Here is a 26,157-nt window from a genome sequence, read left to right on the forward strand (position 1 = left end):
CGCTTCAATTGCTGCTGAAGGGGTTGTAGTAAGGCTTCGCCGGGGTATCGCCGGGTGGGTTCTCGATCTTGGTGTTGCAGGTGATCGATCCGTCTGCATTTTCCAGGCAGTCGGTGGGAACAACGGTGCTCTCTGGACCTGTGCGGCTGTTCGGACCCAGAAGCCAGACCTCCGATTGAGCCAGAGCGGCTTGAGGGAGCGTGGCGCAAAGGGCTGTTAGCAAACTGATGCCGGCTAGCTGTCGGGGCAGGAAGGGCATCGTCCTCAATTCATCTCACTCCACTTTGCCCGGGATTGTCCTCAGCTGGCGCGGTCATCGCGGATTTCCTGCAGGAGGAGGTCGAGCTGACCGAATGGATCGGCAGCGTCGCTGGCTGCGTTCACCGTGTCGCCAAAGGAGTCCGAAGGCTGTCCGTCAGCCCACTCCGCTTCGATGGCACAGAGGCGGGCCGCAACGCTCGGCATGCCACCCAGGCTGTAAGCACGCTGAAGCACCTCGAGCAGGGCAGGCATGCGTGTGGACGAGGCCCGGAGGCTGCGCCGCAGATCGGCCTGCGTGCGCCCTTGGCTTTTGAGCCAGTCCTTGAGCAGTGATCCGAGGTCGTCTTCCAGCTCTTGAGACCAGGGCGTCATGGAGTTGCTCATGGAAACCACCGCTCCAGTCTGCGTTGAGCACGCTGCCTGATTTCAGGGGTGATGTGATTCCGGCACAGCCCGAGCAAGGCGGTAAGTGCCACGAGGTCGTCGCTGAAGCCAGCCACTGGCAGAAGGTCGGGGATGAGATCAATCGGAACGAACAAGTAAGTGAGCGCAGCCAGAACAGTGACCCTGGCCTGATGGGGTGTGCTCGGCTCAAGCACCATTTCCAACGCTTCCAGCGCGGGGCGAGCGACGAACCGGCCGCTCCTCTTGAGCAGGTTGTGCAGCAGTCCCGAATCCACCGTGACGTCACCGGTGTTTGCTTCGGCGCGAGGGTGAGCGGATGCCAATGACAGTTCTCAGCTGACAGCGAACCCCACCCTCCATCAATTCTCCGGTCCTGTGAAGGGGAGAGATCCGATGCGTTGAGGGGCGGGGACCCGCTCAAACGCTCAGCTCGACCAGCCCATGCTGAATGCCCGTTTTGCGGAGCTTGCGCAGTGCGCGCTGCACGACTTGGCGGCAATATTCGCGACTGCAGTTCATCTGACGGGCCACCTCGGCCAATGTTCTCCACTCGTTGCTGCCATCAAGGCCGAAGCGCAGCATGACGACGGTGCGTTCCTTGGGGGTGAGATTGGATTTATCGAGCAGCTTCCAGGCTGATGCTGTGCGCTCGGCAATCTCAGCCCGTTCCATGGGTGGCACCTCTTCACTGGGCAACACATCCACCAGTTCCGAGGGGTCGGATTTTGACTTCACCACCCCTTGCAGGCTCACGGTGACGCTGCGCAGTTCACATCCCAGAAGATCTTCAACTTCGCTGATGGGAAGATTCAGATCGTCGGCAAGTTGCTCCGTGCTTGGTGATAAACCATTCCGTTGCATCAGACGGGCTTTGGAAGCACGAAGTTTTGTTAGTTTTTCATTCACATTGACGGGAATGCGAATGGTGCGGCTTTGGGTGGACAGCGCTCGATTGAGGCCCTGCCGAATCCACCAATAGGCATAGGTGGAAAAACGATGTCCCCGGGTTGGATCGTATTTCTCAACGGCTCGGGTCAGCCCGAGTGTGCCTTCCTGGATCAGGTCGAGGAGGTCGAGGCCTTTGCCCTGGTAGCGCTTGGCGAGATTCACAACCAGCCTGAGGTTGGCCGTGATCATTTGATTCTTGGCCTTTTCACCGCGTTTGATCGTGCGCTTTTCATCATCGCTGTACTCGCAGGCGGGGCCGCTGCCGCCCGCGAGATGGCAGCGTTCGGTCAGGCTCACCATGGCCTGAACTTTCCGACCCATCGTTAATTCCTGCTCAGGCGTGAGTAACTGGTGTCTGCCGATTTCGCCCAGAAATGCACTCAGGGAGCTCACCATTTTGCCTGCTCTGTTTCTTTGAACCTAGGGCGAATGTCTTTTTCTCTGGCCCGTGTAATAAAGAGTGCGGAATTCATACTTTGGACACAATTCTGAATTTGTACGGATTCCTTTTTTTGTTCATCTTTTCATTCGTTTTTCTTCGCTTTTTGCCAGTCTGAGTTTTTTGCCTGGTTCAGGCTTTGGCGTTACAGCCGCTGGCGCGGTTCTGCCGCTACCCTCGCTTGCGCCGACCGACGTCGAACCCATGCCATTGGCCACCGTGCTCACCCCCGAGATCGCCAAAAGTGCGGGAGTGGCCTACATCCACTACGTGAGCTTCATGTTCTGCTTCGCGGCCCTCGTTGTGGAGCGCAGGCTTCTCCGTCCGGATCCTGACCGGCGTGCGGCAACGGCCATGGTGATCACCGACATCATTTATGGCATCGCCGCTCTGGCGCTGTTGGTGAGTGGCATCTTCCGGGTTCTCTATTACGGCCAGGGAAGCGAGTTCTATACCCAGAACCCACTGTTTTGGTGGAAGGTGGGTCTCTACCTGAGTGTGGGGGCTCTCTCCCTCTACCCCACCATCACCTACATCCTCTGGGCTATTCCCCTGCGCAAGGGTGAGCTCCCCAAGGTGAGTGAGGCTCTCGCCACGCGCCTCGGATGGATCATCAATGTGGAATTGGTGGGCTTCTCGCTCGTTCCCCTCCTTGCCACGCTCATGGCTCGAGGGGTTGGTCTGCCCAGTGCCTGACCCAGGCGATCGATGAGTCTTGACCTGTGCCCTCCAGCCCAGGCGGAGCGGGTTCTGGACGGGGAGGCACTGCAAAGCAACCCCGCTGTTGCGGCGCCGGGATACGGCAGCAAGCTGGCCCGATCGCGCTATGGAGCCCCCTCGTTGCCGCAATGGTGTGTGTGGGTTGAGCCGGCTGCGGGGATGGAAGCGGATCGCTGGGAGCGACGTTGGCTGCAAGGTATGGATGCGGCGCTAGCCAGCTGGGCCAAGCTTCTGCCGATTGTTCGCGTTGAGGATCCGCAACGTGCCCATGTGCGCGTTGAGCGGCGGCGCCCCCCGCTGCGTCAGCTGCCTGGGGGATGGCGCGCCAGCAACGGACGCAGTTTGTTGCAGGTGCTGGAGGTGACCCGTGCAGGTCGCACGCTGCTCGAGCCCCGGGTCACCGTGCTGGTGTCGCCGGGGCTGCGTGCATCGTCGCTGAGGGCGACGGCGCTGCATGAGCTTGGGCATGCGTTTGGGCTCTGGGGCCATAGCGATAATCCCGCTGATGCCATGGCGCCCGTGCAGGGGTCGTCTCCGGTGCTTGAGCCATCTGCGGATGATCGCCTCACCTTGGAGTGGATCCGCCGCCAGCCGACTGGTTTTGGGCAGCCACCGCCGCCCGAGCCTCCCGTCGATGACGCGTAGGCGTTTCGTTTTCGTTGCGCTTGCGTAACGTTTCCGTGTCATTTGCCATGGAGCTGGCGGCTCCTGGGGTGGGGTGCCGTCAGGCTCGAAACTCGGCAAGCTGGCAGCAGTGAATCCTCTTTCTTTGCTTATGTCGCGGAGATGGCGCCCCGGTCAGCTGATGGCACTGCCCGCCCTGGCTGCTGTGGCGGTGGCTGCGGTGGGGTGCAGTGCCTCGGATCAGAGCGTTGATTCATCGGCTGGAGGAGCGTCAACCATCCGCATTCAGTTGGATGGCAAGGATCCATCGGCCAGTCGCGGGGAGCTGGGGCGCGGCAGCAAGCCTCTTCAGTTCAATGTTGGCTTCGGGCGCAACGGCATTGCCTGCCAAGGAACGCGTTTCGAGGAGGGCTGGACTCCCCTGGGCACCTTCCGTGTGAATGCTGTGCTCAGTGCGGATCGCTTTGCGATGGACCCCTCCCTGGTGGAGGCCTCCGGACGCAGTGAGGCCTACCTGCGCGACAACCTATTCCGCAACATGAGCGCGATTGACTTCAAAGGGGATGGTGAAACGGCGGAATACGGCATCGGTTACATCAGCCTGACCCCGGTTCCAGCAACGCCTCAGCCGTTCCGCTTCAACACCTACGACGGCCAGTTCCGCTGGTACAGCTTTGCCATTCACGGCACCAATGACCCCAGTCGGGTTGGTCAGTCGGTGACGGGTGGGTGCATCAATGTGGGAGAGCAGGCGATGGCCGACCTACTCAAGACCGTTCAACTTGGCGATGAGGTTGTGATCACCTCCGAGAGCCCCTGCGTGTCTTAGGCCGACGGATCGTGTCGCCTTGGTGCCCCGCGTCGGGCCGCAAGAACCTCTTGCACCTGGCGCCAGCTCACCCCGTGATGGGCGAGGGCGACTTGCATGTGAAACAGAATGTCGGCTGCTTCACCGGCAATCTCATCGGCGTTGTTGTCCTTGCAGGCCATCACGAACTCGGCGCTTTCTTCGCCGATCTTTTTGAGAATGCGGTTGTCGCCACCCTCAAGCAGCTTGTTGGTGTAGCTGCCCTCGTCCGGGTGTTCGCGGCGGTGTTCGATCACGCGCATCAGTTCCGTGCAGGCATCCGCGGGCGGTGGCAAGGCCTGGGGGCCGCCTTCACTGCGTTGATCCCGGTTTTCGTAGAAGCAACTGCGTGCTCCTGTGTGGCAAGCCACATCGCCGCGCTGCTCGATGGTGAGCAGGATCACGTCGGCATCGCAGTCGTAGCGGATGTTGCGCACCGTCTGGGTGTGCCCACTGGTGGCTCCCTTGTGCCAGAGCTCCTGGCGGGAGCGGCTCCAGTAATGCGCCTCGCCGCTGCTGAGGGTGAGCTCCAGTGACCCGCGGTTCATCCAGGCCACCATCAGCACGGCACCATCCAGCCAGTCCTGCGCAATCGCGGGGATCAGTCCCGCTTCGTTGAAGCGGAGCTGATCGAGGAACGCTGGGGTGAGGGACTGCATCGGTGGGCGTGGGGTCCAGATGTAGACAGGAGGAATCCTCCCGCAGCGCCGTTCCGTTCGTCTGCCCGATGCCCCTGCCCCCCGCTGGTTACACCTGCAGCAAGCAGTTCGACGGCTACCCCTGTTGTCACCGGCAGTGGCAGCACCCTGGGCATTGCCGCTTTGTGCATGGCTACAGCCGCAGCTTCACGGTTTGGTTTGCAGCCACGGCTCTCGACGCCTGTGGCTTTGTGGTGGATTTCTCCAGCCTCAGGCCTCTGGAGAAACAACTGCGCGACCAGTTCGATCACACGTTTCTGGTGAATGCTGACGACCCGCTGATGGAGCAGTGGCAGGCGCTGCATGCGCAGGATGCTTTGGATCTGCGGGTGATGGAGAACGTGGGCATGGAAGCTTCGGCACGGTTGGTGTGGGGGTGGGCCAACACCCTGTTGAAGGAGCGCGATGGTGGTCGCTCCTGCTGCTGGAAGGTGGAGGCCCGGGAGAACCGGGCCAATAGCGCCTGTTACGAAGCCCTGCCGGAGTGGTTCAACGCAGAGCCAGCTGTTGCTGGTTCTCGTGGCCTGTGACAGCTTCCACATCCACATGGACGGTGTCACCGTCGCCATACCTGCCGGAGAGGATGGCTTTGGCAATCGGCGTTTCCAGTTCGCGCTGAACGGCGCGCTTGAGTGGGCGGGCGCCGTACACGGGGTCGTAGCCGGCATTGGCCAGCCAGTCCGTGGCTGCTTCGCTGAGATTGAGGCCCAGTTTGCGCTCATCCAGGCGAGCGCGTAGGCGTTCCACCTGCAGGGTCACGATCTGGCGCAACTCATCCCGCCTGAGGCTGTGGAAGATGATCTGGTCGTCGAGCCTGTTGAGAAACTCGGGCCTGAAGTGAGCGCGCAGCGCTTCGTTCACCCGCCGCTCCATTTCGCCATGTTGGCCGTCATCGCCTCCGAGGTCGAGGATCGACTGGCTGCCGATGTTGCTGGTGAGGATCAGAACAGCATTGGTGAAATCCACCGTTCGTCCCTGTCCATCGGTGACGCGGCCGTCATCCAGGATCTGCAGCATCACGTTGAACACATCGGGGTGGGCCTTCTCCACCTCGTCGAACAGGATCACGGCGTAGGGTCGGCGTCGCACAGCTTCCGTGAGCTGCCCCCCGGCTTCGTATCCCACATAGCCCGGAGGGGCTCCGATCAGCCGGCTCACCGTGTGCTTTTCCATGTACTCCGACATGTCGATGCGCACCATGGCCTCTTCGCTGTCGAAGAGCTGCGCGGCCAGGGCTTTGGACAACTCGGTCTTGCCGACCCCGGTCGGGCCCAGGAAGAGGAAGCTGGCGATCGGTCGGTTGGGGTCGCTGAGACCAGCGCGGGAGCGCTGGATCGCATCGGCAACAGCGGTGACCGCCTGCTGCTGACCGACGACGCGTTCGTGCAGCTCGGTTTCCAGGCTCAGCAGCTTGACCATCTCCGATTGGACCAGCTTCGCCACCGGAATCCCTGTCCACTTGGCGATCACCTCGGCGATGTCGTCTTCGGTGACCTCTTCGCGCAGCAAGGATTTGTCCTGGCTTCCGTCGTCGGCCGCAGCGAGAGCTGTCTCCTTCTCGGCCAGCTGTTTCTGCAGGGTGGCCAGCGTTCCGTACTCGAGTTCGGCTGCTTTGTTCAGGTCGTAGCTGCGCTTGGCTTGCTCCACCTGCAGCTGCACGCGCTCGATCTCTTCCTTCAGGTTGGAGAGGTCGTCGATCGCGCCTTTTTCCTGCTGCCACTGGGCATTGAGGGTGCTCTGCTGTTCGGAGAGTTCCGCCAGCTCCCGCTCAAGGCGTTCCAACCGCTCCTGGCTGGCGGCGTCTGATTCGCGGCCGAGAGACAGTTTCTCCATCTCCAGCTGCAGGATCTTGCGGTCGATTTCGTCGATCTCCTCCGGTTTGGAGGTGATCTCCATCTTCAAACGTGCCGCCGACTCATCCACCAGATCAATCGCCTTGTCCGGAAGGAAGCGATCGGCGATGTAGCGGCTGCTCAGAACGGCCGCAGCCACCAGGGCGCTGTCGGCGATGCGCACGCCGTGGTGCACTTCGTAGCGCTCCTTCAAGCCACGCAGGATCGACACCGTGTCTTCCACGGTGGGCTGATCCACCAGCACTTGTTGGAAGCGTCGCTCGAGGGCGGGGTCCTTTTCGATGTGCTGCCGGTGTTCATCCAGGGTGGTGGCACCGATGCAACGCAGTTCGCCCCGGGCCAGCATCGGCTTGAGCAGATTGCTGGCATCCATGGCTCCACCGGTGGCACCGGCACCGACCACGGTGTGGATCTCGTCGATGAACAGCACGATCCCGCCGTCGGAGGCGGTCACCTCCTTGAGCACGGCTTTCAACCGTTCCTCGAACTCTCCTCTGTATTTGGCGCCGGCGATCAGCGCGCCCATGTCGAGGGCGATCAGCTGCCGGTTCTGCAGGGCCTGGGGAACATCGCCGTTGACGATGCGTTGTGCCAAGCCTTCAACGATCGCTGTTTTGCCAACGCCAGGCTCACCGATGAGCACTGGGTTGTTCTTCGTGCGGCGGCTCAGAATCTGAATCGTGCGGCGGATTTCCTCATCACGACCGATCACCGGGTCGAGCTTGCCGTCCCTGGCTGCCGCCGTGAGATCCCGGCCGTATTTTTCAAGGGACTCGTAGGAGCCCTCCGGGTTCTGATCGGTCACGGTCTGGCTGCCTCGCACAGCGTTGATGGCCTTTTTGAGCGAGCCAGGGTCGGCGCCGGCCTGTGAGAGCAGGCGCCGACCGCAGCGACTGTCATCGGCAAGGGCCAGCAGCAGATGCTCAACGGAGATGTAACTGTCGCCATAGTCTTGTTTGAGGCTGTCGGCACGATCGAGCAGGTCGCTCAGGCCCTTGCCCAGATACACCGATTCAGGTGGGGACTGCAGGGCTGGCTGCTGCGTGAGGTGACTGTCCACACTGCTCTGCAGGGCGGCAGGTGTGACTCCAGCTTTTTCGAGGATGCGGCTGGCCAGGCCATCCTGTTCCAGGAGGGCTTGGAGCAGGTGTTCCGTTTCCAGCTGCTGATGCCGGCGTTTCTGGGCCAGCTGCTGAGCCGAAAGGATGGCGGCCCAGGCTTTCTCCGTGAATTGTTCGGCCGTGGGTTGCATGGTTCTAGTTGTTCTGCACCAACCGTATGGGTGATCGTCGAATCAGAGTCCTGGAGAACCGCTCCTTGTCGTTCGGTCTCCACGACAGACGACGGCTTACCGATGGGAATCGGTAGGGTCCACCGAACTATTCCACTGACAATGCAACAGCCCAAGGCTGTCGACCCAACGCTTGTGAGGCGCCTTGTGGCCAGGGTGCGGGAGGTTTACGGCGCAACCCTGACCGACCCCGAGCGCATGTGTTGGACCGTTGTGCATGAACACCATCACGAGGCGATGCCAACGGAGTACGACATCCGCGAGGTGGACGAAGATCTGTATCTGGCTGTTCTTGAGGCCTGCCGCCAGGGGGGCTGATGGCTCAGATCCTGCTCTTGTTAAACCAGTTTTCGATCTTGGAGCAGTGCGCATCGGCCTGGAAATCTCCGGCCGAAACCGAAAAGCCTGTGCGTCTTGCCAGTTCGATCACCGCATCAAGCGTGGCGAGGTTCTGAAAGTCTCGTCTCAAGCCTGGGCTGCGCTCCAGCGCTCGAACGAAATCGCTGAATCCCTCTCGGCTCATCGGGACCAGCCCTGTTCGGCCTGGCTCTCCACGTAGGCCGCGACATCAGCAATGTCTTGATCACTGAGCTTGCCTTCGTAGGCAGGCATGGCGTTTTTGCCGTTTTCGATCTGATGCTCGATGGCCTCCAGTGGGTCCATGCCGTAGGACTCCAGATGGGCTTGCAGATCGGTTTGGCTCAAGGTTCGGCTTGCGCTGATCACATTGCCACCACCCATATGGCAGGCCGCGCAGTTGGCCGAGAACAGCTGGGCGCCATGCTCGGGATCTGGACTGCTCAGAGCACTGGCAGGCCATGCAGCGATCAGGCTCAAGCCCATGCAGAGAAGCAAGGCCAGGAAAGGGGTGGGGTTCAGCATCCAACCCGGGGAATCTCTGCTCGAACCCTATCCAGACCAGGGCATAAAGAAAGCCCCCGGAGGAAAGGTGACATCCTCCGGGGGCCTCTTGTGTTGCTTTCAAGAAATCGTCAACCGATCCAAGACAGCGTGATCACTCAACAATCACCTTGCCAACCATGCCAGCACCACGATGGGGCTCGCAGTAGTAGTCGTAGGTGCCGGCTTCGCTGAAGGTTTCTTCCCAGGACTCACCGGGGGCGAAGGCCAGGTCGCTGTGGCTGAGCTCGTCATGACCGTCGAACACAGCGTTGTGGGGAGCCAGCTTGTTGTTCACGAACTTGACGGTGTCGCCAGCTTTGATGGTGACGGTGCTGGGCTCGAAAGCCAGCATTCCGGCATCGGTGCCAAGCTTCACTTCAACAGTGGCGGCGTTGGCAGAAGCAACGCCGATGGAGCAGACCACGAGAAATGCGATGACTGCAGAGAGAATGGACTTCAGGCTCTTAAGCATGACGTCAGAAACACTTGGGTGATCTTAAGCGTTTTTAGACACCACCTCGATGGGGTAAGCCCGAGTCTTGAATCACAGCTTCAAGATCTGCAGCATGGCTGGTGCCGCCGAAGCGCTCGGGCTGGGTGACCGGGTTGTGGATGAAGTGGCGCTGTTTGATCGAGAAGCGGTCCCAGTCGTTCACCTCGATGGGGAGAATCTTGATCAGCGTTTCAATCAACCAGGGCCAAAGTGGAATCCCCGGCGTACGGGCGACGCCACGCCACCGGCAAAGGGTGGCAACGGCTTCATTCACGCTGATGGCCGGCTGTCCCATCACGATGCGTCGAACCGCTCCCTGGCCTGGCTCGGCATTGCGCTGATGCGGGGTGACCGCCAGGTGCCCGCAGATCGCGGCAATGTCCGCTGCATGGATGAAATGGAAACTGGCGTCGGCCCTGAGAAACCGTGCCAGCCAGAGCCACTTGCTCGCTTCCGCCAGACCTTCTGTGAGATAGCTGGTGGGGAAGGGACTGGTGCCATCCACTCGCCCGCCGAACACCAGCGTTGGAAACACCGCCACGATCTTCTCGGCCAGCGGATGCTGTTCCAGATCGCTGAGGCACTGCGCTTTGGTTTGGATGTATTCCGTGCCGTAAGCGAGTGCTTCCGGGAGTGGCTGGAGGTGGCGATTCAGAATGCTCGCCGTTGAAAAGTATGTGATCTGTTCGATCAGATTTGGGTTGAGCAGCGCCAGCAACCGCTTCACGGCCACCACATTCACTTGATGGGCGCGCTCTGGATCCCCCCAGGCCGTGGCGGTGTGAATCACGCGGGTGACCGTGGCCAGATCGCTGGCGAAGTGGTCGGTTTCGCGCAGATCGCCTACCAGCAGCCTCACCCGGGGATTGTTGGCCTGGATTGCCGTGAGCTTGGAGGGATCCCGCAACCAGAGGAGGAGATCCGCATCGCTGTTCTGCAGCAGCCAATGGGCGGTGTACTGACCAACGCAGCCGCTGGCGCCGGTAATGAGGATGCGGGCAGGCATGGGCTGGTGCTCAGGCGAGGGCGCCGATGCGGTCCATCACGCTCTTGCCGGAGCGGAAGAAGGATGCACCGTTCTCCTCAGGGGTCCCAGGCAGGATTCCGTGACCGAGGTTGAGGATGTGCTTGCGGCCCCTGGCTTTGCGCACGCAGTCGTCGATCCTGGCCTCGATCGCTTCGGGCGTTCCAAAGAGCAGGCCGGGATCCACGTTGCCTTGCACGCCGATGTGCTCGGGCAGCCTGGCCAGGGCTTCGGCCATGTCCACGGTCCAATCGAGAGAGATGATGTCCACCCCGGTGGTGGCCATGCGCTCGAGCACCCCTGCACTGCCAGAGATGTAGAGGATGAAGGGGGTGTCGGGGTGGGTCTGCTTGACCAGATCCACCACTTTCTTTTGATAAGGAGCCGCGAAGGTGTCGTAATCCGCGGGGCTGAGCTGGCCGGCCCAGGAATCAAACATCTGCACCACCTGGGCGCCGGAGTCGATTTGATAGCGAAGGTACTGGGCAATCGATTCAGCGAAGTGATCGAGCAGCTTGTGCAGCAGCGCCGGTTCCTGGAAGGCCATGGCCTTGATCACGGCGTAGTTTTTGCTGCTCTTGCCCTCCACCACGTACGCGGCCAGCGTCCAGGGAGCGCCAACAAAGCCCAGCACGGCGGCCTCATTGCCCACGCTCTGACGCAGACGACCGAGAACTTCGCCCACAAAAGGCATCGATTCAGCTGGGTTCAACGGATGCAGAGCATCCACCTGGGCCATGGTGCGGATCGGGTCGCCGATCTGGGGGCCCTTGCTCTCGATGATGTCGAAATCAATGCCCATGCCCGGCAGGGGCGTGAGGATGTCGGAGAACAGGATCACGCCGTCGGGCTTGAAGGCGTTGAAGGGCTGCATGGAGATCTCGTAGGAGAGATCAGGGTTTTCGGAGCGTTCCCGGAAGCTGGGGTATTGGTCGCGGAGATCCCTGTAGATCTTCATGTAGCGCCCTGCCTGACGCATCATCCAGACGGGAGGACGCTCCACCGCCTCACCGCGGGCTGCGCGCAGCAACAAGGGCAGGGTGTCGCTCATCAAGCTTTTATCGGCGTAGCCGGAAACTTACCTGAGTGATGCATGTAAAAAGCCCCGGGATGCATGCATCCCGGGGCCTTCGTCATATGCGGAGAACTTTCTCGGGATGGCAGACCCGATCACTCCTGAACTGGATTGAGGCTCTTTTTGGGATCGTGCTTGAACACCATCAGGCTCAAGGGCGGCAGGCAAAGGTCGAGAGAGTTTTCGTAGCCGTGGATCCCCCACTCTTCAGTGGGCTTTCCGCCCATGTTGCCGAGGTTGCTGCCACCGTATTTGCTGGCATCGGTGTTGAAGATCTCTTCGTAGTACCCAGCCAGAGGAACGCCGACGCGATAGTGAGAATGACTTTGCGGCGTGAAGTTGGCCACAACCACGAGCCAGGTGCCGCTTGTGCTTTCCCGGCGCATGAAGCTGATCACGGAATGGCGGTTGTCGTTGCAGTCAATCCATTGGAAGCCGTATTGATCAAAGTCATCACGCCAGAGGGCAGGCTCTGATTTGTACAGCCCATTGAGGTCATCGACCATGCGCTGGACACCTTGATGCGGTTCGTAGTTGAGAAGATCCCATTGCAGATCTCCCCAAACATTCCATTCAGCCCTCTGGCCAAACTCCATTCCCATGAAGATGGTTTTCTTGCCCGGGTGCGTCCACATGTAGGCCAGTAGTGCTCTGGTGTTGGCGTATTTCTGCCAATCATCTCCAGGCATTTTGTGCAGAAGATTGCTCTTGCCATGCACCACCTCATCGTGGCTGAGGGCCAGCATGAAATTTTCCGTGTAGGTGTACCAGATGGAAAATGTGATGTTGTTCTGATGGAACTGGCGGAACCAGGGATCAAGCTCGAAATAATCGAGCATGTCGTGCATCCAACCCATGTTCCATTTCAGGTTGAAGCCAAGGCCACCGATGTCCGTGGGCTGCGTGACCATGGGCCATGTGGTGGATTCCTCGGCGATTGAGAGGGCTCCTGGGAAGTGCTGGAAGAGCACGTGATTGGCTTGCTGCAGAAATTGCACCGCTTCGGTGTTTTCCCTGCCGCCGTGTTCATTGGGGAGCCATTCGCCATCCGGGCGCAGATAGTCGCGATACAGCATCGATGCAACAGCGTCCACACGGATGCCATCGATGTGGAACTGATCGAACCAGAACACCAGGTTGGCAACCAGAAAGTTGCGAACCTCATTGCGGCTGTAATTGAAGATCAGCGTCCCCCATTCTTTGTGTTCGCCAATTCTTGGGTCGGCATGCTCATAGAGATGGCAACCGTCGAAGAAGGCGAGGCCATGGCTGTCGCGCGGGAAGTGGCCAGGGACCCAATCGATGATCACGCCGATGCCCTCGGCATGGCAGCGGTCGACAAAGGCACGGAATTCATCAGGTGTGCCGTAGCGGCTCGTGGGCGCATACCAACCGGTGACCTGATACCCCCAGGAGCCATCGAAGGGATGCTCGGTGATCGGCATCAGCTCGATGTGGGTGAAGCCCCGCTCCTTCACGTAGGGAATCAGGCGATCGGCAAGCTCCGGATAGGTGAGCAGCCGAGCACCGGGTTTGAGGTCAGCGGCTGGAACAGGAGCTCGGGGGGTGCCATCGGCTTCGATGAAGGGCTCGTCGGCGGCCGCGTGGATCCAACTGCCGAGGTGCATCTCGTACACCGCGATCGGTTGATCGAGGGGGTTGCTGCTGTCGCGCTTCTGGATCCAGTCCGTGTCAGTCCAATGGAAGCCATCCAGGTGGCTCACCACTGAACTGGTGTCGGGACGGACCTCATGCTGGAACCCGTAGGGATCGGCCTTCTGATAGCAGTGGCCCTCCTGGGTGCGGATTTCATACTTGTAGAGATGTCCCTCTGCCAGGCCGGGAACGAAGAGCTCCCAGATTCCTCCCAGGCGCTGCTGCATGGGGTGGTGACGGCCATCCCAGGAGTTCAGATCGCCGATCACACTCACACTGCGTGCATGCGGAGCCCAAAGGCAGAACATCACCCCCGGGATCCCTTCCCGCTCGCAGTGATGGGCACCCATGCGGCGCCAGATGTGGTGATGGTTGCCTTCGGCGAAGAGATGGCGATCCATCTCGCCCATCCAGTCCTGCCGAAACGCCCAGGGGTCGTGCTGTTCGTGGGTGATGCCTCCGCGGTGCACCCGTAAGCGGTAGGCGCATCCGGGGTCATGGGCGACGGACGCTTCGAAGATCCAGGGATGGTGGGGAGTCGACATCACCATCTCTTGGTCTCCCAGGAGCAAGGTGACACCCTCCGCTTCAGGCATCCATGCGCGGAGAACCCAGGTGCCATCCTCCTGAGGTTGGGGCCCGAGGACGGCGAAGGGATGGTCGTGACGGCACTCGGCCAATCGCTGGGCGTCCTCAACCATCCACTCGAGAACAGTGTTGGTCATGCCTTCGGACGCCGTGTTGGCCGGGAGCTTAAGCCGAAATTCCCAACATGCGGCGCACCGATCCGTCGGAGGTGGTGATCAGACCAAATCCGCGGAGAAATCCACGTTGATGATTCGCCCCTGGCGGTTGAAGATCACGAACAGGTTGTCGGTGACTGTGCCGAATTCGATGGTGACCAAAACGAGCTGTTGCTCACCCCCTTGGCTCGCCACCAGCGCGCTTTTGATGCGCTTCACACCGCCGAGGACAGTTTCGAGCTTGGTCCATTTGCGTTGCAGATCGGCCGGTGAAATCTCTTTCTGGAAATCGAGATCGAGGTAATAGCGAGCCGCCACCCAGCGGCCTGCATCCAGATCCTTCACAAAATTGAGTGCCGTCTGCTCGATCGGGCGCATCGTGCCGACCCATTTCCAGGCGAGCAGTTTGCCGTCGTCGTCGAGCACCAGCATCAGAGGAACCTCCCGGGTTCCACCGTTGGTGATCGCAACGGTGTCCACCGTGGTGTCGTCCATGCCGGGGTTCACGGCCACCACGCGGAACGTTTCAATCCCTGGGGCGGATTCCAGACGCTTGGCGACGGCTTCCGCAGTGGTTGCGGCCTGCAGCGGCGACGAGAGCAGGGCGTAAATCCCTGCTGCATTTTTGGTTTGGATGGCTTGAAGCAACGCCGTGGCGGCCTCGGTGGCCTGGCGGGGGCTGAGGCCTGTGCGGGGTGCTTCGGTGGCCTGGCTGAGGAGACTCTCGGCGCGAACGGAGGGGGCAGGGATCAGCTCAACCGTGCTGGTGGCCAGGGCTGCAGCCAGAAGACAGGAGGTGAGCTTCACAACAATCATCCGAACATTCGGCGTCAGTCTGCCGGAGTTCCATCGTTGTGGAGCATCAGCAAAGACTCCATCTGCAGCCGAGCTGTCTCCAAATGCAACGCGATGCTGATCACCTGGCAGCCGGGATGCGGTGCTCCGCAGGGATGCTCCAGCGTGCCTGGATTCACGCCCACCGCAGGCCACGCCGCACCGGCAATGGAGAGGCGCAGGCGATCGCCTGCTTGAAAACTCGCAAGCAGCGGCTGCAGTTCAACGCAGCGTTCCTCGATCTGCTTTGCACGGTCTCCAAGAATGCGCCGATGACCCGTCGATAATTGCTGGGTGGTCGTCGATCCCGCGGGGAGTCTGGACAGGGTCACGCTGAGATCGAATCCGGGTTGATCCGCCGACGCCTGACAGCGCAAGACCGGACGGCCGTTCAGCACGATTGCTTCTGGCAGTGGAGCACTGGTGAAGAGAGCAACATCACTGCGCTGGTCGATGGAACTGCGGTCGCAGGGTCCCGCTGATGGACTCAGGTGACCACCCACGGCCTGGACCGGACGCCAAGGATCATGCACAACGGTGACGGTTCCTCCGCAGCCTGCCGGCGACGGGAGAAGACGGCCATCGTTGGGATCGAGGCAGGCCAGGCCGCCACTGGCGAGGTGCCAGCCAACGGCATTTTCTGAGGCGGGCTCCGCCAGGGTCCAGGGCCCTTCAACCCAGTGATCACGTCCCTGGTCCCAGAGCCTCAGGCTCCCAGCATCCGCGACCGCTGGATGGTCTTGCAGATGGCGCTGAAAGAAGTTGAGCAGCAGCGCACTGCTCTGAGGCCACCATTGCAGATGGGTGGCGGGGCCGATGTGCAGTTCCGGACGTCCGCCTGCGGCCCGGGACCTTGCGGCGAGATCGAGCACGCCGCGCAGGTGGGGATCCCACCATCCGCCCAGCAGCAGCAGCGGACGACGCAACCAGGACCGTGGGCTCTGATGCTGGATCCAGCCATGCGCTTGGTCTGCACGCTGCTTCAACCAGCGCAGAGCCATGCCATCGGGATCATGGCGTTCAAGCAGTGCAGGGCCATCCCGCAGGTAACGACCATTCTCAAGGCTTTCACGGATCTCAGCCCAGCCACGCTGATCACCCCGTCGTCTGGCCTGCAGTGCTGCCAGCTGCAGACCCCAGCCCAGGCCGAGATGCCACCAGTGCGCACCGCCCTCGCAGCTCCAGTGGCTGCGCTCATCGAGCCCGCACATCGCCGGTGCCATGCAATCGGGCGGAGGACAGTCCTCCGGGGCCAGAAGCTGGGTCAGGCCTTGATAAGAAAAGCCGTAGAAACCGATCCGACCATTGCAATCGGGGTGGTTGCGAACCCATTCCAGGGTTGTGGCCGTATCGCGCGCTTCCTGTCCGAATCCTTTGAACACCCCATCGGAGTCTCCTTGCCCGCGAACGTCCTGCACCATCACCATGAACCCATGGCGGCACCACCAATCAGGGTGCGGCAAGGTCACGGTGGAGGCGATGGCCCGTCCATAGGGTTGGCGCATCAACAGCCAGGGCCATGGCCCGGCACCATCAGGACGCCAGAGTCTGGATGCGAGCCCAATGCCGTCCTCGCTGATCAGGGTGTGATCAACGAACATCGGGGCAGTGAAGGCCGATCACGTACGTGGCCAGGATCTCAGCGTCGGTGGTGCTGAGGTTGCGCTGACTGGCCAGCTGACCGATGGCCTGACCCGACAGCGCCGACTCACCCTTGGCATTCAAGGCTTTGAATTGCCGGCAGAGGGCCTTGGCCTCCTTCGGATTGCGCTTGACGCTCTCCAGAAGGGTGGACTGTGCAGCGCTGGGCATGGCCATCGTGAACGCCAGCGCCATGGAGGCAGCGCTCAATCGAGCCAACGTTCGTGCCAACGTTTGGAAGGAGTGCATAGGACCTCCGCCCTTGTTCATGATTCATTTGAAACGGGTGAGACCATGACCTGCTTGCCGGGGCGGTCAGTTCGTGTTTTGCCTCTCCTTGGCTCTGAGGATCCAGGTCTTTGCCAAAGCCAGGTCAACCACCGGTGGGCGCCCGCTGCGCAGTTGCCGCTCTAAACGCCCTGTGCGGGTGACCAGCTCAGGGGGGGATGAACCCGCCACGGCGGCGACTGTGGCCAGACCCGCATGCATCAGGAGGGCCGCATCCGCTGGAGCGAGATCGAGGCGGCATCCCAGATCAGCCATGCCTTTGAGACGGCGGAGGTTCCGTGCGGAGGCCCTGCCTGAGGCGGCCAGGCGACTGATCTGGTGATCGCTCAGGTTCTGAACGTCCCCCCAGGTGTTCAGTCCTGAGGCCAGGAGCTGAGCCTGTTCATCACGCAACCCCTGTGGCAGCTCTTCGAGTGGATCGGAGGCGTTCATCCGGCCTCAAAGCTGCGTTCGAGCTCCCCGAGAACGACGGGCTTCGAAGCGCCGTCGCCCGCTGGTTGCAATTGACGCAGCCGCACCGAGACCACGGCGCTGCTGCGCCCTCCAGGTCGCACATTGCTGGCGAGCTGTTCGAGGGTGGGTGCCACGGCCTCAGGGGGGAAATCAATGCCTGCCTGCGCCACCACGAGATCGTCCCCGTTGTCGAACACCACAGGAACGCGAAGGGCTCCATCCACCTTCACGGTGGGGGTGTAACTCACTGAAAAAGCCCAGCAGCTTGCGGCCAGCAACAGGGTGAAACTGCTCACTCCCACCAGACGGAAACGCAGTCCCCAGCGGGCGATGAAGGCCACGATCGTCAGTGCTGACAGCGCTGCTCCGCCCCAGGCCAGCCAGCCGCTCGACTGATCCAGCAACTCCGGTAAGGGCATGGGGTGGTGTCTCAAGGATGTGCTCCTTATATTGCGACGGCTTCCAGCCAATTGACGGAGATTGATGCTCGGAAGCGGTCCAGGGGGGCGAACTCACACCGTGATCGCCAAGAGGCTCGCAGTCGCGCTGATCGGTGGTGGTGTTGTTTGGATCGCTGCCGATCGCGTCGTTGCGTCGGTGTTCGAGCGACTGCGCCCGGACCTTGAAGAACAGGTGGGCAAACCCCTGGGACACCCGGTGAGCATCGGCGCTTATCAGGGGTTGAGCCTGCGCGGGATCACGGTTGGCCCGATCAAGGTGCAGCGCGGTCGCCGCGATCAGTCCACGGCCTCGGTGCAGCAGCTGACGGTTGGTCTGAACCCTCTGGCCAGCTTGCAGCGGCTTCGGCCCGTGGTGACTGTGGGCGTGAAGGGCGCCCAGCTCGACCTGCGCCGCAATCCTCAAGGGGCGTACTGGGTGCTGGGTCCCCAGCCGAAGGGCGGCAAGCCGCCTCGCCTCGATCTGGATGTCCGGCTCACGGATTCAGCGCGATTGCAGATTGCACCTGCTGGACTGGCGCTCCGTGCAGCAGGCAGAACATCGGTTCGCCTGGATGAGCATCGAGCCGACGTGTCCCTGCAGGTGGCACTGCCGGATCGTGGCCGGATCACGCTCCAGGGGCGGGGCCGTTGGGTGCGCCCGGAACTGCAACTGAGCACCCGACTGGAGCGGATTCGGCTGGAGCGCTATCAGGGGCTTCTGCCCGCCCAACTCCCTGTGCAACTGCGGGGACAGCTGGGCGGAGATCTGCGCCTTGGCTGGAGGCAGGGACAGGCGAATTGCAGCGGGGGGGTGTCCCTGGTTGGTGTTGAGGTGAGCGGTGAACCTCTGGATCAAACCCTGCGCTCGAAGCAGCTGAAGGTCAGCTGCCGTGGCAACGCGCTGACGATTCCCACCAGTGCATGGGTTTATGGGAACTATCGCGCCGATCTTGGTGGTCAGGTGCGTCTGAATCGCGCCTTCGATTTACGCGGTGGCCTCAGGGAGCTTGGCAAGGACAGGACCGTTGCCTTCCGTTTGCTGGGCGATTGGTATCAACCAAAACTTCAGCTCAAGGGGCGCTGGGCTCTGCCCGAAACGGTGGCTCTGGATGGGCCTTTGCAGTTGGCTGTTCAGCTGGGCGCCGATTGGCGCAACCGCAAGGCCTGGACGGCCCAGCTCGAGCGTTTCGATCTGCAGGCACCCGGTGTGGCGGTGCAAGCGCAGGGGACGCTTCATCCACAGCTCGACGTGACCAGCCAACAGCTCACTCTCGCCGGGCCGGCTTGGAAGCGACTGCCGCTGGTGCCTGAGTTTCTGGGGGCGGAGGCGCCTCTGCAGGGGCTGTTGAAGCTACGAGGAGAAACGGCGAAACCCGTTGTCAGTTTTGATCTCGCGCAGGCCAGCAATCCTCTTCTCGATGCCTGGTCGCTGAAGGCTGGCTGGAGCCGCGCAACCGGTCTTCTGCGGGTCGAGGAGTTCCGCAGTTCTGACCTTCAAGCGCAGGCCCGTCTTCCGCTCGCCCTTGGCGGGCAGGGCCTGCAACTCGGAGATCTTCAGGCTGATCTAAAGCTGGATCGCTATCCGCTGAAGCGCCTCGGTCCGCTGCTGGGCACCGCGATGGACGGATCAATCAGCGCATCCGGTCGGGTGCGTGGTCCGCTTGAGGCGCTTCGACCTGACCTCAGCATCGCTGTGAATGAACCCCGTGCCGGCGCGATTCGCCTGGCCGAGAACTGGACCGGACGCTTTGAGGGGCTGGCTGGAGGAGGTGGCGTTCTGACCATGGCCTCCGTTGGTGCGGTGGTGCAGGGGGACCTCGAAGCCACCCTTGGAGCGAACTGGTTGCCACGTCGGGTGCTTCTGACCCGACGTGGTGGTCGCATGGAGATGACTGGAACACCGGCGGCTTACCGCTGGATGGCCAAGGGACTCGCCATCGACGGGGTGGAGCTGGCCTTGCCTCCGAAGCAGCGCTGGGAGGGGCTCTATGGCCGCTTGAGTGGAGAAGGGACCCTAGGGCTGCAGCCATTGGCAATGGAGGCTGATCTGAGCATCAGCCGGCCGGGGCTGATGGGGCTCCAACTGCGTCAGATCCTGCTGAGCGGTCGTTACGAGGATCGTCGCTATGCCTTCAGCGGTGAGCTGCTCCCACCGGACACGGGCCAGATCACGCTCGACGCCACCGGTCGGCTGAACGGTGCCTTGGATGCCCATGTGGAAGCACGGGGACTCAGTGCCCGTTGGTTGACCACCAGTGCGCTCAGCCTGCCCCAGCTCAACGAAGAGCTGCCGGCCTCCATGGGGACAGCCACGGATCTGGGCACCTTGTTGGTGAACACCTTTGGGGGAACGCTTGACGGTCAGCTGCAGGCCCTTCGCGACGCCCGGGAGGCTTTGCTGAACGCGACCCAAACAAGCCCTGATCGCGATCCCTTGCATCTCAAGGATCTGAGAGGGCAGGTGGATGCGGTGATCGATGTGAAAGGCCCCAGGCTCAGTCGCCTCGATCTTGATCTCCAGGCCAGGGGCCATCTCTGGATCGAAGGACAGGACCAGGATTACGCCCTGCAGGTCAAACCCTTCATCGCCCGAATCGAAGGCCCGATCCAGGGCGGGGAAGGCAGTCTCTCCCTGGAACATCTCCCCTTCAGCCTGCTCGCCCTCGTGGCTCCTGTGCCGCCGGCGCTTCAAGGCGCTGTTGGATTCACGGGCCGTTACAAGCTCGGCGCTGCTTCACCCGAGCTCAGCCTCGATCTTGCGCTGGAGGATGCGCGGGTTGGGGACAAGCCGGTCGCTCTCGAGCGCGGGCAGGTGCTGTTTGAAAACGGTGGCTTAACGCTTGATCTGGCGCTTCTGGCGGAGCAGGCCGCTGAGCCTGTCACTGTCACCGGGCGCATCCCGCTGGGCTCCGATCAACCGCTCGATGTCAGGGTTGTCAGCCTCGGGGATGGTCTGCGTTTTCTCACCGGTTTCACGGGGGGATTGGTGTCTTGGACCAAGGGAGATGCCGACCTGCGGCTCCTGCTCAGCGGACCGTTGTCGGCCCCGGAAGCCAATGGCTATGTGCTGCTGAAAAATGCCTCGTTCACGGCTCAGGACCAAGCGCTCTCCCAGGTGAACGGGTCGGTCGTGTTCGATTTCGACCGGTTGGAGGTTCAGTCGCTGACGGGACGCGTCGGTTCAGGCGGTGAGCTCAAAGGCAGTGGCTCCCTGGCTCTGCTCCGCCCCGCCCCTGAGGCCAAGCCGTTGCGACTGCAATTGGAGAAGGCGCGGATCAAGCTGCCGATTGCAGACGTTCAGGTTGGTGCCGATCTCACGATCACGGGGGCCTTGGTGAAGCCTGATGTGGGCGGCAGTCTGGAGGTCAGTGATGGCGCGATCCGGCCAACGCGCTCGATGTTGGTGCGTCCCAAGAACAGGGCGGCATCCAAGGTTCTGGCCACAACGCCGGTCAAGGGCGGTGGTGGGCAGATTGTGTCGGCGGATGCCCTGCTCGAGCAGCAATGGAACTTTGAAGAACCGCTGGTTTTGCTGGGGCCCAACATCGAGGCGAACAGCAGCCGTGCGCTGAAGGCGTCGCTGCCAAACCTTCCCTTCCTGGGATTCAATGATCTGCGGCTCAGGCTTGGTCCCAAGCTCAGAGTGGAGGTGCAGCCGCTCGCGAACTTCACCACGGCCGGACTGTTGACGCTGAATGGTGCCCTGGACCCCAGCCTGCAGCTCCGCGGTGTGGTGCAGCTGCTCACCGGGCGGCTGTCGATGTTCACAACGACGTTCAATCTGGATCGTCGCGCACCCAATGTGGCGGTCTTCACCCCATCTCTCGGTCTGATCCCCTACGTGGATGTGGCCATGACCAGCAGGGTTTCCGACAGTGTGAACCTGGGGACCGGGAGCAACTCAGTCTCCAGCTCCGTGTTCGATACCAATGGCCTCGGCACTCTCGGCGGTGGTGGCCAGTTGCGTCTGATCAAGGTGATGCTCACTGCCGCTGGGCCAGCGGATCGTTTGGCTGATGCCATCACACTGCGCAGTTCTCCTCCGCTGCCCCAGGCGGAATTGCTGGGCTTGATCGGCGGCAACTCCCTGGCCGGCCTCTCCGGCGCTGGTGCTGGTGCGGCTCTGGCGGCGGTGCTCGGCCAGTCGCTGCTGTCGCCCGTGCTCGGCACCTTGACGGATGCCTTCAATCAACGCTTGCAGTTCGCCCTCTATCCCACGTACGTGACCCCAACGGTGCAAAGCAATCAGGAACGCACGTCTGGGCAGGTGCCTCCCCAGCTCGCCTTGGTCACGGACGTGGGTGTGGCGCTCACCGATCGCTTCGATTTCTCCGTGTTGGCTGCTCCCGACCGCAACGACATCCCCAGCCAGGGCACCTTGACCTACCAAATCAACTCCAGAACGAGTGTGTCCGCTTCCGTGGATACGCAGGGCACGTGGCAGTCTCAACTTCAGGTGTTTCTGCGCTTCTGATTCATGGCTGAGCCGTGTGTTCTGGGAGTTGATATCGGTGGAACCGCTCTCAAGCTCGGCCTGTTCAGCCTGGATGGCACCTTGCTGGCTGAACTCCAGCGACCCACGCCGCAACCGGCAACACCCGGATCCGTGTGCATGGAACTGGTGGAGGCCATCGACACGCTCGATCCGCAGAGGACGGCCGAACGGGTGGGGATTGGGCTGCCTGGACCGATGGATGCAGCGGCCCGGGTGGCGAGGGTGTGCATCAATCTGCCTGGATGGGAGGAGGTTCCCCTGGCTGCGTGGCTGGAGCCACGCCTCAAGCGCAGGGTCACGTTGGCCAATGACGGCAACTGCGCCCTCGTGGGAGAGGCCTGGAAGGGGGCTGCTCGAGGTTGTCAGGATGTGGTGCTTCTCACCTTGGGAACGGGGGTTGGCGGGGGGGTGATGCTCGGGGGCACGTTGTTCACGGGCCACAACGGTGCCGCTGCAGAGCCTGGTTTGATCACCCTCGACCCGGATGGGCCTCCCTGCAACAGCGGCAATCAAGGGTCGCTCGAACAATTCGCCAGCATCAGTGGTCTGGGGCGTCTCAGCGCCAAGGCGCCAGCCCTTCTCGCTGAAGCGGCGTCGCGCGGGGATGCTGAGGCTCTGGCGATCTGGGCTGAATACGGCCGCCTGCTGGGGATCGGCATCACATCGCTGGTGTACGTGTTCACACCACAACGCGTGCTGGTGGGCGGAGGGCTGGCTGGAGCCAGTCCCCACTTCCTTCCCGCGGTGCGCCAGGAGGTGGCTCAGCGGGTGCAGGCCGTTTCCAGGGAGGGACTGCGCATCGAAGCCTGTGCCCTGGGAAATGGAGCCGGTCGTCTCGGCGCAGCTCGGCTCGCTTTGCAGCGCTTGCGCTGAAGTCAGGCCCCGGTTGACTCCGCCAGCCCCTCGGCGTTGATGATGGCCTTCGTTGAACGTCGCCTCAGGCATGAACGAAGTCCCAGAGCCGTCCCCTGAGCTGCTGCAACGGGCTGGCGCCGTGCGTCGGGCCGCGGTGGATCTGGGGATGGCTGACGATGGTCAGCGAATGCAGGCTCTGCAAGCCATGGCTGACGCCCTGGCTGAGCGCTCCGATGCCCTTGTGGCCGCCAATCGCGAAGATCTGGATCGCTCGGCCTCCGAGGGGCTGGCGCCCGCATTGCTGGCCCGGCTCAAGCTGGATGCCGCCAAGCTTGAGGGGGCGATCGATGGCGTCCGCAAGGTGGCCAGCCTGAAGGACCCTCTCGGCCGGCGTGACCTGCACCGTGAACTGGATCAAGGCCTCACTCTCGAGAGGGTGACCGTGCCTCTTGGGGTGCTGGGCGTGATCTTCGAGGCGCGTCCAGACGCCGTGATTCAGATCGCCTCTTTGGCCATTCGCTCTGGGAATGGCGCCCTGCTCAAAGGGGGCAGTGAAGCCCGCTGCACCAACGAAGCGGTGATGGAGGCTCTCAAGGCCGGGTTGGCTTCCAGTGCTGTCTCACCCGATGCACTCGCTCTGTTGACCACCCGTCAGGAGAGCCTGGCTCTGTTGAAGCTGGATGGTCTGGTTGATCTGATCATTCCCCGAGGCAGCAACGAACTGGTTCGTTTCATTCAGGACAACACCCGCATTCCTGTGCTGGGTCACGCCGATGGAATCTGCCATCTCTACGTGGACGCGGCGGCGGATTTGGACAAGGCCGTTCGGGTGGCGCTGGACAGCAAGACCCAGTACCCGGCGGCATGCAACGCCATTGAGACCCTGCTGGTGCATCGCTCTGTGGCCGCCTCCTTCCTGTCTGCTGCCATCCCGGCGTTCCGCGACGCGGGGGTGGTGCTGCGTGGCGATGCTGCCAGCGTCGCGCTGGGGGTGCCTGAATCGGCGACGGAGGCTGACTGGCGCACCGAGTACCTCGATCTGACCCTGGCGGTGAAGGTGGTGGATGATCTGGCCGCAGCCGCTGATCACATCCGCCGTTTCGGTTCGCGTCACACCGAATGCATCGTTACGGAGGATGCAGCCGCTGCCGACCGCTTCCTGAGCTCCATCGACAGCGCTGGTGTGTATCACAACTGCTCCACCCGTTTCGCGGATGGTTTCCGCTACGGGTTCGGCGCCGAGGTCGGCATCAGCACCCAGACGCTCCCGCCCCGCGGTCCAGTTGGTTTGGAGGGTCTGGTGACCTATCGCTATCGCTTGCGCGGTGATGGCCATGTCGCCGCCGACTATGCCTCCGGTGCCAGCCGCTTCACGCACAACGATCTGTCGTTGTGATGTCTGCTTTGACCGCTCTCCACGCTCTGGATGTGATTCGCATCGATGATCTGCGCCTCTGGGCCCATGTGGGTGTGCTGGAGCATGAACGCAGGGATGGGCAATGGTTTTGTCTGGATCTTGCGTTGCATCTGGATCTCTCCAGTGCCGCAGCGGCGGATGCACTCGAGGCCACCGCTGACTACAGCCTGGCTGTGACTGCACTGCAGGGGCTTGCCGCTGAGATTCGTTGCCAGACGATCGAACACTTCAGTGAACGGGTCTTCGCGGTTTTGGAGCACCTGTATGGACCCTTGCCGATGCATCTGCGTCTGCGCAAATGTTCCCCTCCCATCGCTGGATTCACCGGTACGGTGAGCGTTGAACGCTGGCGCAACCGGCCGTCCTGACATGACCTCCTCGGTCAATGCGCCGGCGCCTGCGCGGCGCCCGCTCATTCTTGTTCACGGGCTCTGGGATTCACCCCGTCTGTTCAATCGGTTGGTTCGCCGACTGGATGCCGACGAGTGGCCGCTGCTCGTGCCCCATCTTCCCCATCGCTTGGGTGCTGTTCCCCTCGTCACGCTTGCGGAACAGTTGGACGATCACATCCGCCAACGCTTCGGCGATGACGCGTCGGTTGATCTTCTGGGTTTTTCGATGGGGGGCATCATCGGTCGGGTGTGGCTGCAGCAGTTGGGTGGAGCCCGGAGAACCCATCGCTTCATCAGTGTGGGCAGCCCACAGCAAGGCACGCTCACAGCCCAGTGGATCCCTCGCTGGTTGTTGGCTGGGCTGGCTGATATGAAATGCGGCAGTGCCCTGTTGCGTTCCCTGAATGCCGATCTCTCGCCATTGGCTGATCTCGATTGTGTGAGTTATTTCTGCCGCTGGGATCTGATGGTGGTGCCTGGATGGCAGGCCCGTCTTCCCGTTGGAACGGCGCGGGGCATTCCTGTGCTGACCCATCAGCAGCTGATCGCCCATCCCCGTTCACTGGATGTGCTTCTGCAGACCCTTCGGGGTGACTAATGGTCAGCGACTGATGACACTTTTTGTTCGCGAGGTCACACTTGGGTGTCGTCGACCAGTCGCCGCGCATGTGTTTTTCGGCTTCGGCAAGTTTCACCGCCTCAGCTGTGCTCATTCCCCTGGGCCTGTATTCCAATCATCTGGCCTCCAGGCACGAACGGGCGGATTACAAGCCTTTGGCGCTGGTGCCTTTCTTTTTCGGCGTGCAGCAGCTGGTGGAAGGTCTGGAATGGACGGCGATTGACAACGGCAATCTGGAACCTCTTGGCACCCTCGCAGGCTTGGGATTCCTCTTTTTTGCCTATTGCTTCTGGATGATCTGGATTCCATGGAGCGCCTGGTCGATCAGCCGTACCACCGACTCCATTGGCCTTCAACGACGGCTCAAATGGGTGGCCATCGTGGCCACGGTTCTGGGGATTGCCTTCTATCTGCCGGTTCTCTTCAATCCTCCAGCTCTCCAGCCTGCGGTTGAAAGCAACGGACGGCTCCTCTATGACGTCTCGAACTTGAACAGCATCGTTCACAATTTCATTAATACAGAACCGGTGGGAGAGTTGCTGTATTGGGGATTCATTGTTTTGCCACTGATCGCATTGAGCGATAAGGCGGTCAAGCTGTTCGGTGTGTTGATCTTCGTGTCGATCGTGCTCACCTGGCTCACGTACAGCGCCACGTTCAATTCGGTGTGGTGCTTCTACTGCGCTGTGTTGTCGATCATGGTGATCTGGATCGTCAACCGCCCTCAGTTTCGTCGGGCTTGA

General features: G+C 61.7%; 28 protein-coding genes. 11 read left to right on the forward strand and 17 right to left on the reverse strand.

Annotated features, from left to right (window positions below; all coding sequences use genetic code 11):
* Positions 1-4: 4 nt before the first annotated feature.
* The 4 genes from SynBMKMC1_RS04135 to SynBMKMC1_RS04150 all read right to left on the reverse strand — a co-directional run bounded on the left by SynBMKMC1_RS04135 (position 5) and on the right by SynBMKMC1_RS04150 (position 2,010).
* The gene (locus SynBMKMC1_RS04135) at positions 5-259 is read right to left on the reverse strand and encodes a hypothetical protein (RefSeq protein ID WP_011932648.1); all 255 of its coding nucleotides are present in this window, start codon (positions 257-259) and stop codon (positions 5-7) included.
* A gap of 41 nt (positions 260-300) precedes the next feature.
* A complete protein-coding gene (locus SynBMKMC1_RS04140; protein ID WP_041428781.1) occupies positions 301-633 on the reverse strand; it encodes a hypothetical protein in 333 nt (110 codons plus the stop codon).
* Positions 634-641: 8 nt separating this feature from the next.
* A complete protein-coding gene (locus SynBMKMC1_RS04145; protein ID WP_370593932.1) occupies positions 642-989 on the reverse strand; it encodes a YkvA family protein in 348 nt (115 codons plus the stop codon).
* 94 nt (positions 990-1,083) lie between these two features.
* Positions 1,084-2,010 (reverse strand): sigma-70 family RNA polymerase sigma factor, encoded by a 927-nt coding sequence (locus tag SynBMKMC1_RS04150; protein ID WP_186472802.1) that lies wholly within the window; start codon positions 2,008-2,010, stop codon positions 1,084-1,086.
* A gap of 247 nt (positions 2,011-2,257) precedes the next feature.
* On the opposite strand from SynBMKMC1_RS04150, the gene SynBMKMC1_RS04155 reads away from it, so the two are divergent.
* The 3 genes from SynBMKMC1_RS04155 to SynBMKMC1_RS04165 all read left to right on the forward strand — a co-directional run bounded on the left by SynBMKMC1_RS04155 (position 2,258) and on the right by SynBMKMC1_RS04165 (position 4,226).
* Complete coding sequence (locus tag SynBMKMC1_RS04155) at positions 2,258-2,749, forward strand: DUF2214 family protein (RefSeq protein ID WP_011932652.1); 492 nt, start codon at positions 2,258-2,260, stop codon at positions 2,747-2,749.
* Between the two features lie 12 nt (positions 2,750-2,761).
* On the forward strand, positions 2,762-3,418 hold the full coding sequence (locus SynBMKMC1_RS04160) for a matrixin family metalloprotease (RefSeq protein ID WP_186472803.1): 657 nt from the start codon (positions 2,762-2,764) through the stop codon (positions 3,416-3,418).
* A 130-nt stretch (positions 3,419-3,548) separates the two neighbouring features.
* Positions 3,549-4,226 (forward strand): L,D-transpeptidase, encoded by a 678-nt coding sequence (locus SynBMKMC1_RS04165; RefSeq protein ID WP_186472804.1) that lies wholly within the window; start codon positions 3,549-3,551, stop codon positions 4,224-4,226.
* Here SynBMKMC1_RS04165 and hisIE read toward each other — a convergent pair.
* A complete protein-coding gene (gene hisIE / locus SynBMKMC1_RS04170) occupies positions 4,223-4,903 on the reverse strand; it encodes a bifunctional phosphoribosyl-AMP cyclohydrolase/phosphoribosyl-ATP diphosphatase HisIE (protein ID WP_186472805.1) in 681 nt (226 codons plus the stop codon). The genes SynBMKMC1_RS04165 and hisIE overlap by 4 nt on opposite strands.
* A 68-nt stretch (positions 4,904-4,971) precedes the next feature.
* Between hisIE and SynBMKMC1_RS04175 the strand changes: the two genes are divergently transcribed.
* A complete protein-coding gene (locus SynBMKMC1_RS04175; RefSeq protein WP_011932656.1) occupies positions 4,972-5,472 on the forward strand; it encodes a 6-carboxytetrahydropterin synthase in 501 nt (166 codons plus the stop codon).
* On the opposite strand, the gene clpB is transcribed toward SynBMKMC1_RS04175, so the two are convergent.
* Positions 5,432-8,047 carry an ATP-dependent chaperone ClpB gene (gene clpB, locus SynBMKMC1_RS04180; RefSeq protein ID WP_186472806.1) on the reverse strand — a complete coding sequence of 872 codons (2,616 nt, stop codon included), beginning with the start codon at positions 8,045-8,047 and terminating at the stop codon, positions 5,432-5,434. The genes SynBMKMC1_RS04175 and clpB overlap by 41 nt on opposite strands.
* A gap of 141 nt (positions 8,048-8,188) precedes the next feature.
* Here clpB and SynBMKMC1_RS04185 point away from each other — a divergent pair, with 141 nt between their 5' ends.
* A complete protein-coding gene (locus SynBMKMC1_RS04185; protein WP_011932659.1) occupies positions 8,189-8,404 on the forward strand; it encodes a hypothetical protein in 216 nt (71 codons plus the stop codon).
* A 4-nt stretch (positions 8,405-8,408) separates the two neighbouring features.
* On the opposite strand, the gene SynBMKMC1_RS04190 is transcribed toward SynBMKMC1_RS04185, so the two are convergent.
* The 11 genes from SynBMKMC1_RS04190 to SynBMKMC1_RS04240 form a co-directional block, all read right to left on the reverse strand.
* Entirely contained in the window at positions 8,409-8,609 is a 201-nt protein-coding gene (locus tag SynBMKMC1_RS04190) for a Nif11-like leader peptide family natural product precursor (protein ID WP_186472807.1), read from the reverse strand.
* Complete coding sequence (locus SynBMKMC1_RS04195) at positions 8,606-8,968, reverse strand: c-type cytochrome (RefSeq protein WP_011932661.1); 363 nt, start codon at positions 8,966-8,968, stop codon at positions 8,606-8,608. Before SynBMKMC1_RS04195 ends, SynBMKMC1_RS04190 begins: the two co-directional genes overlap by 4 nt.
* A 133-nt stretch (positions 8,969-9,101) precedes the next feature.
* The gene (petE, locus tag SynBMKMC1_RS04200; RefSeq protein WP_186472808.1) at positions 9,102-9,461 is read right to left on the reverse strand and encodes a plastocyanin; all 360 of its coding nucleotides are present in this window, start codon (positions 9,459-9,461) and stop codon (positions 9,102-9,104) included.
* Between the two features lie 34 nt (positions 9,462-9,495).
* Positions 9,496-10,488, reverse strand: coding sequence for an NAD(P)-dependent oxidoreductase (locus tag SynBMKMC1_RS04205; RefSeq protein WP_186472809.1), 993 nt, complete (start codon positions 10,486-10,488; stop codon positions 9,496-9,498).
* Positions 10,489-10,498: 10 nt separating this feature from the next.
* Entirely contained in the window at positions 10,499-11,557 is a 1,059-nt protein-coding gene (hemE, locus tag SynBMKMC1_RS04210) for a uroporphyrinogen decarboxylase (RefSeq protein WP_186472810.1), read from the reverse strand.
* 119 nt (positions 11,558-11,676) lie between these two features.
* The gene (gene glgB, locus SynBMKMC1_RS04215; protein WP_186472811.1) at positions 11,677-13,962 is read right to left on the reverse strand and encodes a 1,4-alpha-glucan branching protein GlgB; all 2,286 of its coding nucleotides are present in this window, start codon (positions 13,960-13,962) and stop codon (positions 11,677-11,679) included.
* 78 nt (positions 13,963-14,040) lie between these two features.
* Positions 14,041-14,787, reverse strand: a complete 747-nt coding sequence (locus tag SynBMKMC1_RS04220) for a DUF3887 domain-containing protein (RefSeq protein WP_186472812.1) — start codon at positions 14,785-14,787, stop codon at positions 14,041-14,043.
* 23 nt (positions 14,788-14,810) lie between these two features.
* Positions 14,811-16,415: a CocE/NonD family hydrolase gene (locus tag SynBMKMC1_RS04225; protein ID WP_186472813.1), complete on the reverse strand. Its 1,605-nt coding sequence runs from the start codon at positions 16,413-16,415 to the stop codon at positions 14,811-14,813.
* Positions 16,405-16,650: a hypothetical protein gene (locus SynBMKMC1_RS04230; protein WP_011932668.1), complete on the reverse strand. Its 246-nt coding sequence runs from the start codon at positions 16,648-16,650 to the stop codon at positions 16,405-16,407. The genes SynBMKMC1_RS04225 and SynBMKMC1_RS04230 overlap by 11 nt, the downstream gene beginning before the upstream one ends.
* Positions 16,651-16,770: 120 nt before the next feature.
* A complete protein-coding gene (locus SynBMKMC1_RS04235; RefSeq protein ID WP_011932669.1) occupies positions 16,771-17,175 on the reverse strand; it encodes a DUF4332 domain-containing protein in 405 nt (134 codons plus the stop codon).
* Complete coding sequence (locus SynBMKMC1_RS04240; RefSeq protein WP_011932670.1) at positions 17,172-17,615, reverse strand: Ycf51 family protein; 444 nt, start codon at positions 17,613-17,615, stop codon at positions 17,172-17,174. Before SynBMKMC1_RS04240 ends, SynBMKMC1_RS04235 begins: the two co-directional genes overlap by 4 nt.
* Before the next feature lie 64 nt (positions 17,616-17,679).
* Between SynBMKMC1_RS04240 and SynBMKMC1_RS04245 the strand changes: the two genes are divergently transcribed.
* The 6 genes from SynBMKMC1_RS04245 (at position 17,680) to SynBMKMC1_RS04270 (ending at position 26,157) form a co-directional block, all read left to right on the forward strand.
* Positions 17,680-22,110, forward strand: coding sequence for a translocation/assembly module TamB domain-containing protein (locus tag SynBMKMC1_RS04245; RefSeq protein ID WP_186472814.1), 4,431 nt, complete (start codon positions 17,680-17,682; stop codon positions 22,108-22,110).
* A 3-nt stretch (positions 22,111-22,113) separates the two neighbouring features.
* The gene (locus tag SynBMKMC1_RS04250) at positions 22,114-23,004 is read left to right on the forward strand and encodes an ROK family protein (RefSeq protein WP_011932672.1); all 891 of its coding nucleotides are present in this window, start codon (positions 22,114-22,116) and stop codon (positions 23,002-23,004) included.
* A 70-nt stretch (positions 23,005-23,074) separates the two neighbouring features.
* Positions 23,075-24,382, forward strand: a complete 1,308-nt coding sequence (locus SynBMKMC1_RS04255) for a glutamate-5-semialdehyde dehydrogenase (RefSeq protein ID WP_011932673.1) — start codon at positions 23,075-23,077, stop codon at positions 24,380-24,382.
* The gene (gene folB, locus SynBMKMC1_RS04260; RefSeq protein WP_186472815.1) at positions 24,382-24,771 is read left to right on the forward strand and encodes a dihydroneopterin aldolase; all 390 of its coding nucleotides are present in this window, start codon (positions 24,382-24,384) and stop codon (positions 24,769-24,771) included. The genes SynBMKMC1_RS04255 and folB overlap by 1 nt, the downstream gene beginning before the upstream one ends.
* A gap of 1 nt (position 24,772) precedes the next feature.
* Complete coding sequence (locus SynBMKMC1_RS04265) at positions 24,773-25,393, forward strand: triacylglycerol lipase (protein WP_186472816.1); 621 nt, start codon at positions 24,773-24,775, stop codon at positions 25,391-25,393.
* Between the two features lie 68 nt (positions 25,394-25,461).
* On the forward strand, positions 25,462-26,157 hold the full coding sequence (locus SynBMKMC1_RS04270) for a hypothetical protein (RefSeq protein ID WP_186472817.1): 696 nt from the start codon (positions 25,462-25,464) through the stop codon (positions 26,155-26,157).

The organism is Synechococcus sp. BMK-MC-1 (assembly GCF_014279955.1).
Classification (GTDB): Bacteria; Cyanobacteriota; Cyanobacteriia; order PCC-6307; family Cyanobiaceae; genus Synechococcus_C.

What these genes read in the sequence shown, in the direction of transcription:
- SynBMKMC1_RS04135 (WP_011932648.1), bottom strand. Translation starts at nt 259, where the DNA reads ATGCCCTTCCTGCCCCGACAGCTAGCCGGCATCAGTTTGCTAACAGCC.
- SynBMKMC1_RS04140 (WP_041428781.1), bottom strand. Translation starts at nt 633, where the DNA reads ATGACGCCCTGGTCTCAAGAGCTGGAAGACGACCTCGGATCACTGCTC.
- SynBMKMC1_RS04150 (WP_186472802.1), bottom strand. Translation starts at nt 2,010, where the DNA reads ATGGTGAGCTCCCTGAGTGCATTTCTGGGCGAAATCGGCAGACACCAG.
- SynBMKMC1_RS04155 (WP_011932652.1), top strand. Translation starts at nt 2,258, where the DNA reads ATGCCATTGGCCACCGTGCTCACCCCCGAGATCGCCAAAAGTGCGGGA.
- SynBMKMC1_RS04160 (WP_186472803.1), top strand. Translation starts at nt 2,762, where the DNA reads ATGAGTCTTGACCTGTGCCCTCCAGCCCAGGCGGAGCGGGTTCTGGAC.
- SynBMKMC1_RS04165 (WP_186472804.1), top strand. Translation starts at nt 3,549, where the DNA reads ATGTCGCGGAGATGGCGCCCCGGTCAGCTGATGGCACTGCCCGCCCTG.
- hisIE (WP_186472805.1), bottom strand. Translation starts at nt 4,903, where the DNA reads ATGCAGTCCCTCACCCCAGCGTTCCTCGATCAGCTCCGCTTCAACGAA.
- SynBMKMC1_RS04175 (WP_011932656.1), top strand. Translation starts at nt 4,972, where the DNA reads ATGCCCCTGCCCCCCGCTGGTTACACCTGCAGCAAGCAGTTCGACGGC.
- clpB (WP_186472806.1), bottom strand. Translation starts at nt 8,047, where the DNA reads ATGCAACCCACGGCCGAACAATTCACGGAGAAAGCCTGGGCCGCCATC.
- SynBMKMC1_RS04185 (WP_011932659.1), top strand. Translation starts at nt 8,189, where the DNA reads ATGCAACAGCCCAAGGCTGTCGACCCAACGCTTGTGAGGCGCCTTGTG.
- SynBMKMC1_RS04190 (WP_186472807.1), bottom strand. Translation starts at nt 8,609, where the DNA reads ATGAGCCGAGAGGGATTCAGCGATTTCGTTCGAGCGCTGGAGCGCAGC.
- SynBMKMC1_RS04195 (WP_011932661.1), bottom strand. Translation starts at nt 8,968, where the DNA reads ATGCTGAACCCCACCCCTTTCCTGGCCTTGCTTCTCTGCATGGGCTTG.
- petE (WP_186472808.1), bottom strand. Translation starts at nt 9,461, where the DNA reads ATGCTTAAGAGCCTGAAGTCCATTCTCTCTGCAGTCATCGCATTTCTC.
- SynBMKMC1_RS04205 (WP_186472809.1), bottom strand. Translation starts at nt 10,488, where the DNA reads ATGCCTGCCCGCATCCTCATTACCGGCGCCAGCGGCTGCGTTGGTCAG.
- hemE (WP_186472810.1), bottom strand. Translation starts at nt 11,557, where the DNA reads ATGAGCGACACCCTGCCCTTGTTGCTGCGCGCAGCCCGCGGTGAGGCG.
- glgB (WP_186472811.1), bottom strand. Translation starts at nt 13,962, where the DNA reads ATGACCAACACTGTTCTCGAGTGGATGGTTGAGGACGCCCAGCGATTG.
- SynBMKMC1_RS04225 (WP_186472813.1), bottom strand. Translation starts at nt 16,415, where the DNA reads ATGTTCGTTGATCACACCCTGATCAGCGAGGACGGCATTGGGCTCGCA.
- SynBMKMC1_RS04230 (WP_011932668.1), bottom strand. Translation starts at nt 16,650, where the DNA reads ATGGCGCTGGCGTTCACGATGGCCATGCCCAGCGCTGCACAGTCCACC.
- SynBMKMC1_RS04235 (WP_011932669.1), bottom strand. Translation starts at nt 17,175, where the DNA reads ATGAACGCCTCCGATCCACTCGAAGAGCTGCCACAGGGGTTGCGTGAT.
- SynBMKMC1_RS04240 (WP_011932670.1), bottom strand. Translation starts at nt 17,615, where the DNA reads ATGCCCTTACCGGAGTTGCTGGATCAGTCGAGCGGCTGGCTGGCCTGG.
- SynBMKMC1_RS04245 (WP_186472814.1), top strand. Translation starts at nt 17,680, where the DNA reads ATGCTCGGAAGCGGTCCAGGGGGGCGAACTCACACCGTGATCGCCAAG.
- SynBMKMC1_RS04250 (WP_011932672.1), top strand. Translation starts at nt 22,114, where the DNA reads ATGGCTGAGCCGTGTGTTCTGGGAGTTGATATCGGTGGAACCGCTCTC.
- SynBMKMC1_RS04255 (WP_011932673.1), top strand. Translation starts at nt 23,075, where the DNA reads ATGAACGAAGTCCCAGAGCCGTCCCCTGAGCTGCTGCAACGGGCTGGC.
- folB (WP_186472815.1), top strand. Translation starts at nt 24,382, where the DNA reads ATGTCTGCTTTGACCGCTCTCCACGCTCTGGATGTGATTCGCATCGAT.
- SynBMKMC1_RS04265 (WP_186472816.1), top strand. Translation starts at nt 24,773, where the DNA reads ATGACCTCCTCGGTCAATGCGCCGGCGCCTGCGCGGCGCCCGCTCATT.
- SynBMKMC1_RS04270 (WP_186472817.1), top strand. Translation starts at nt 25,462, where the DNA reads ATGTGTTTTTCGGCTTCGGCAAGTTTCACCGCCTCAGCTGTGCTCATT.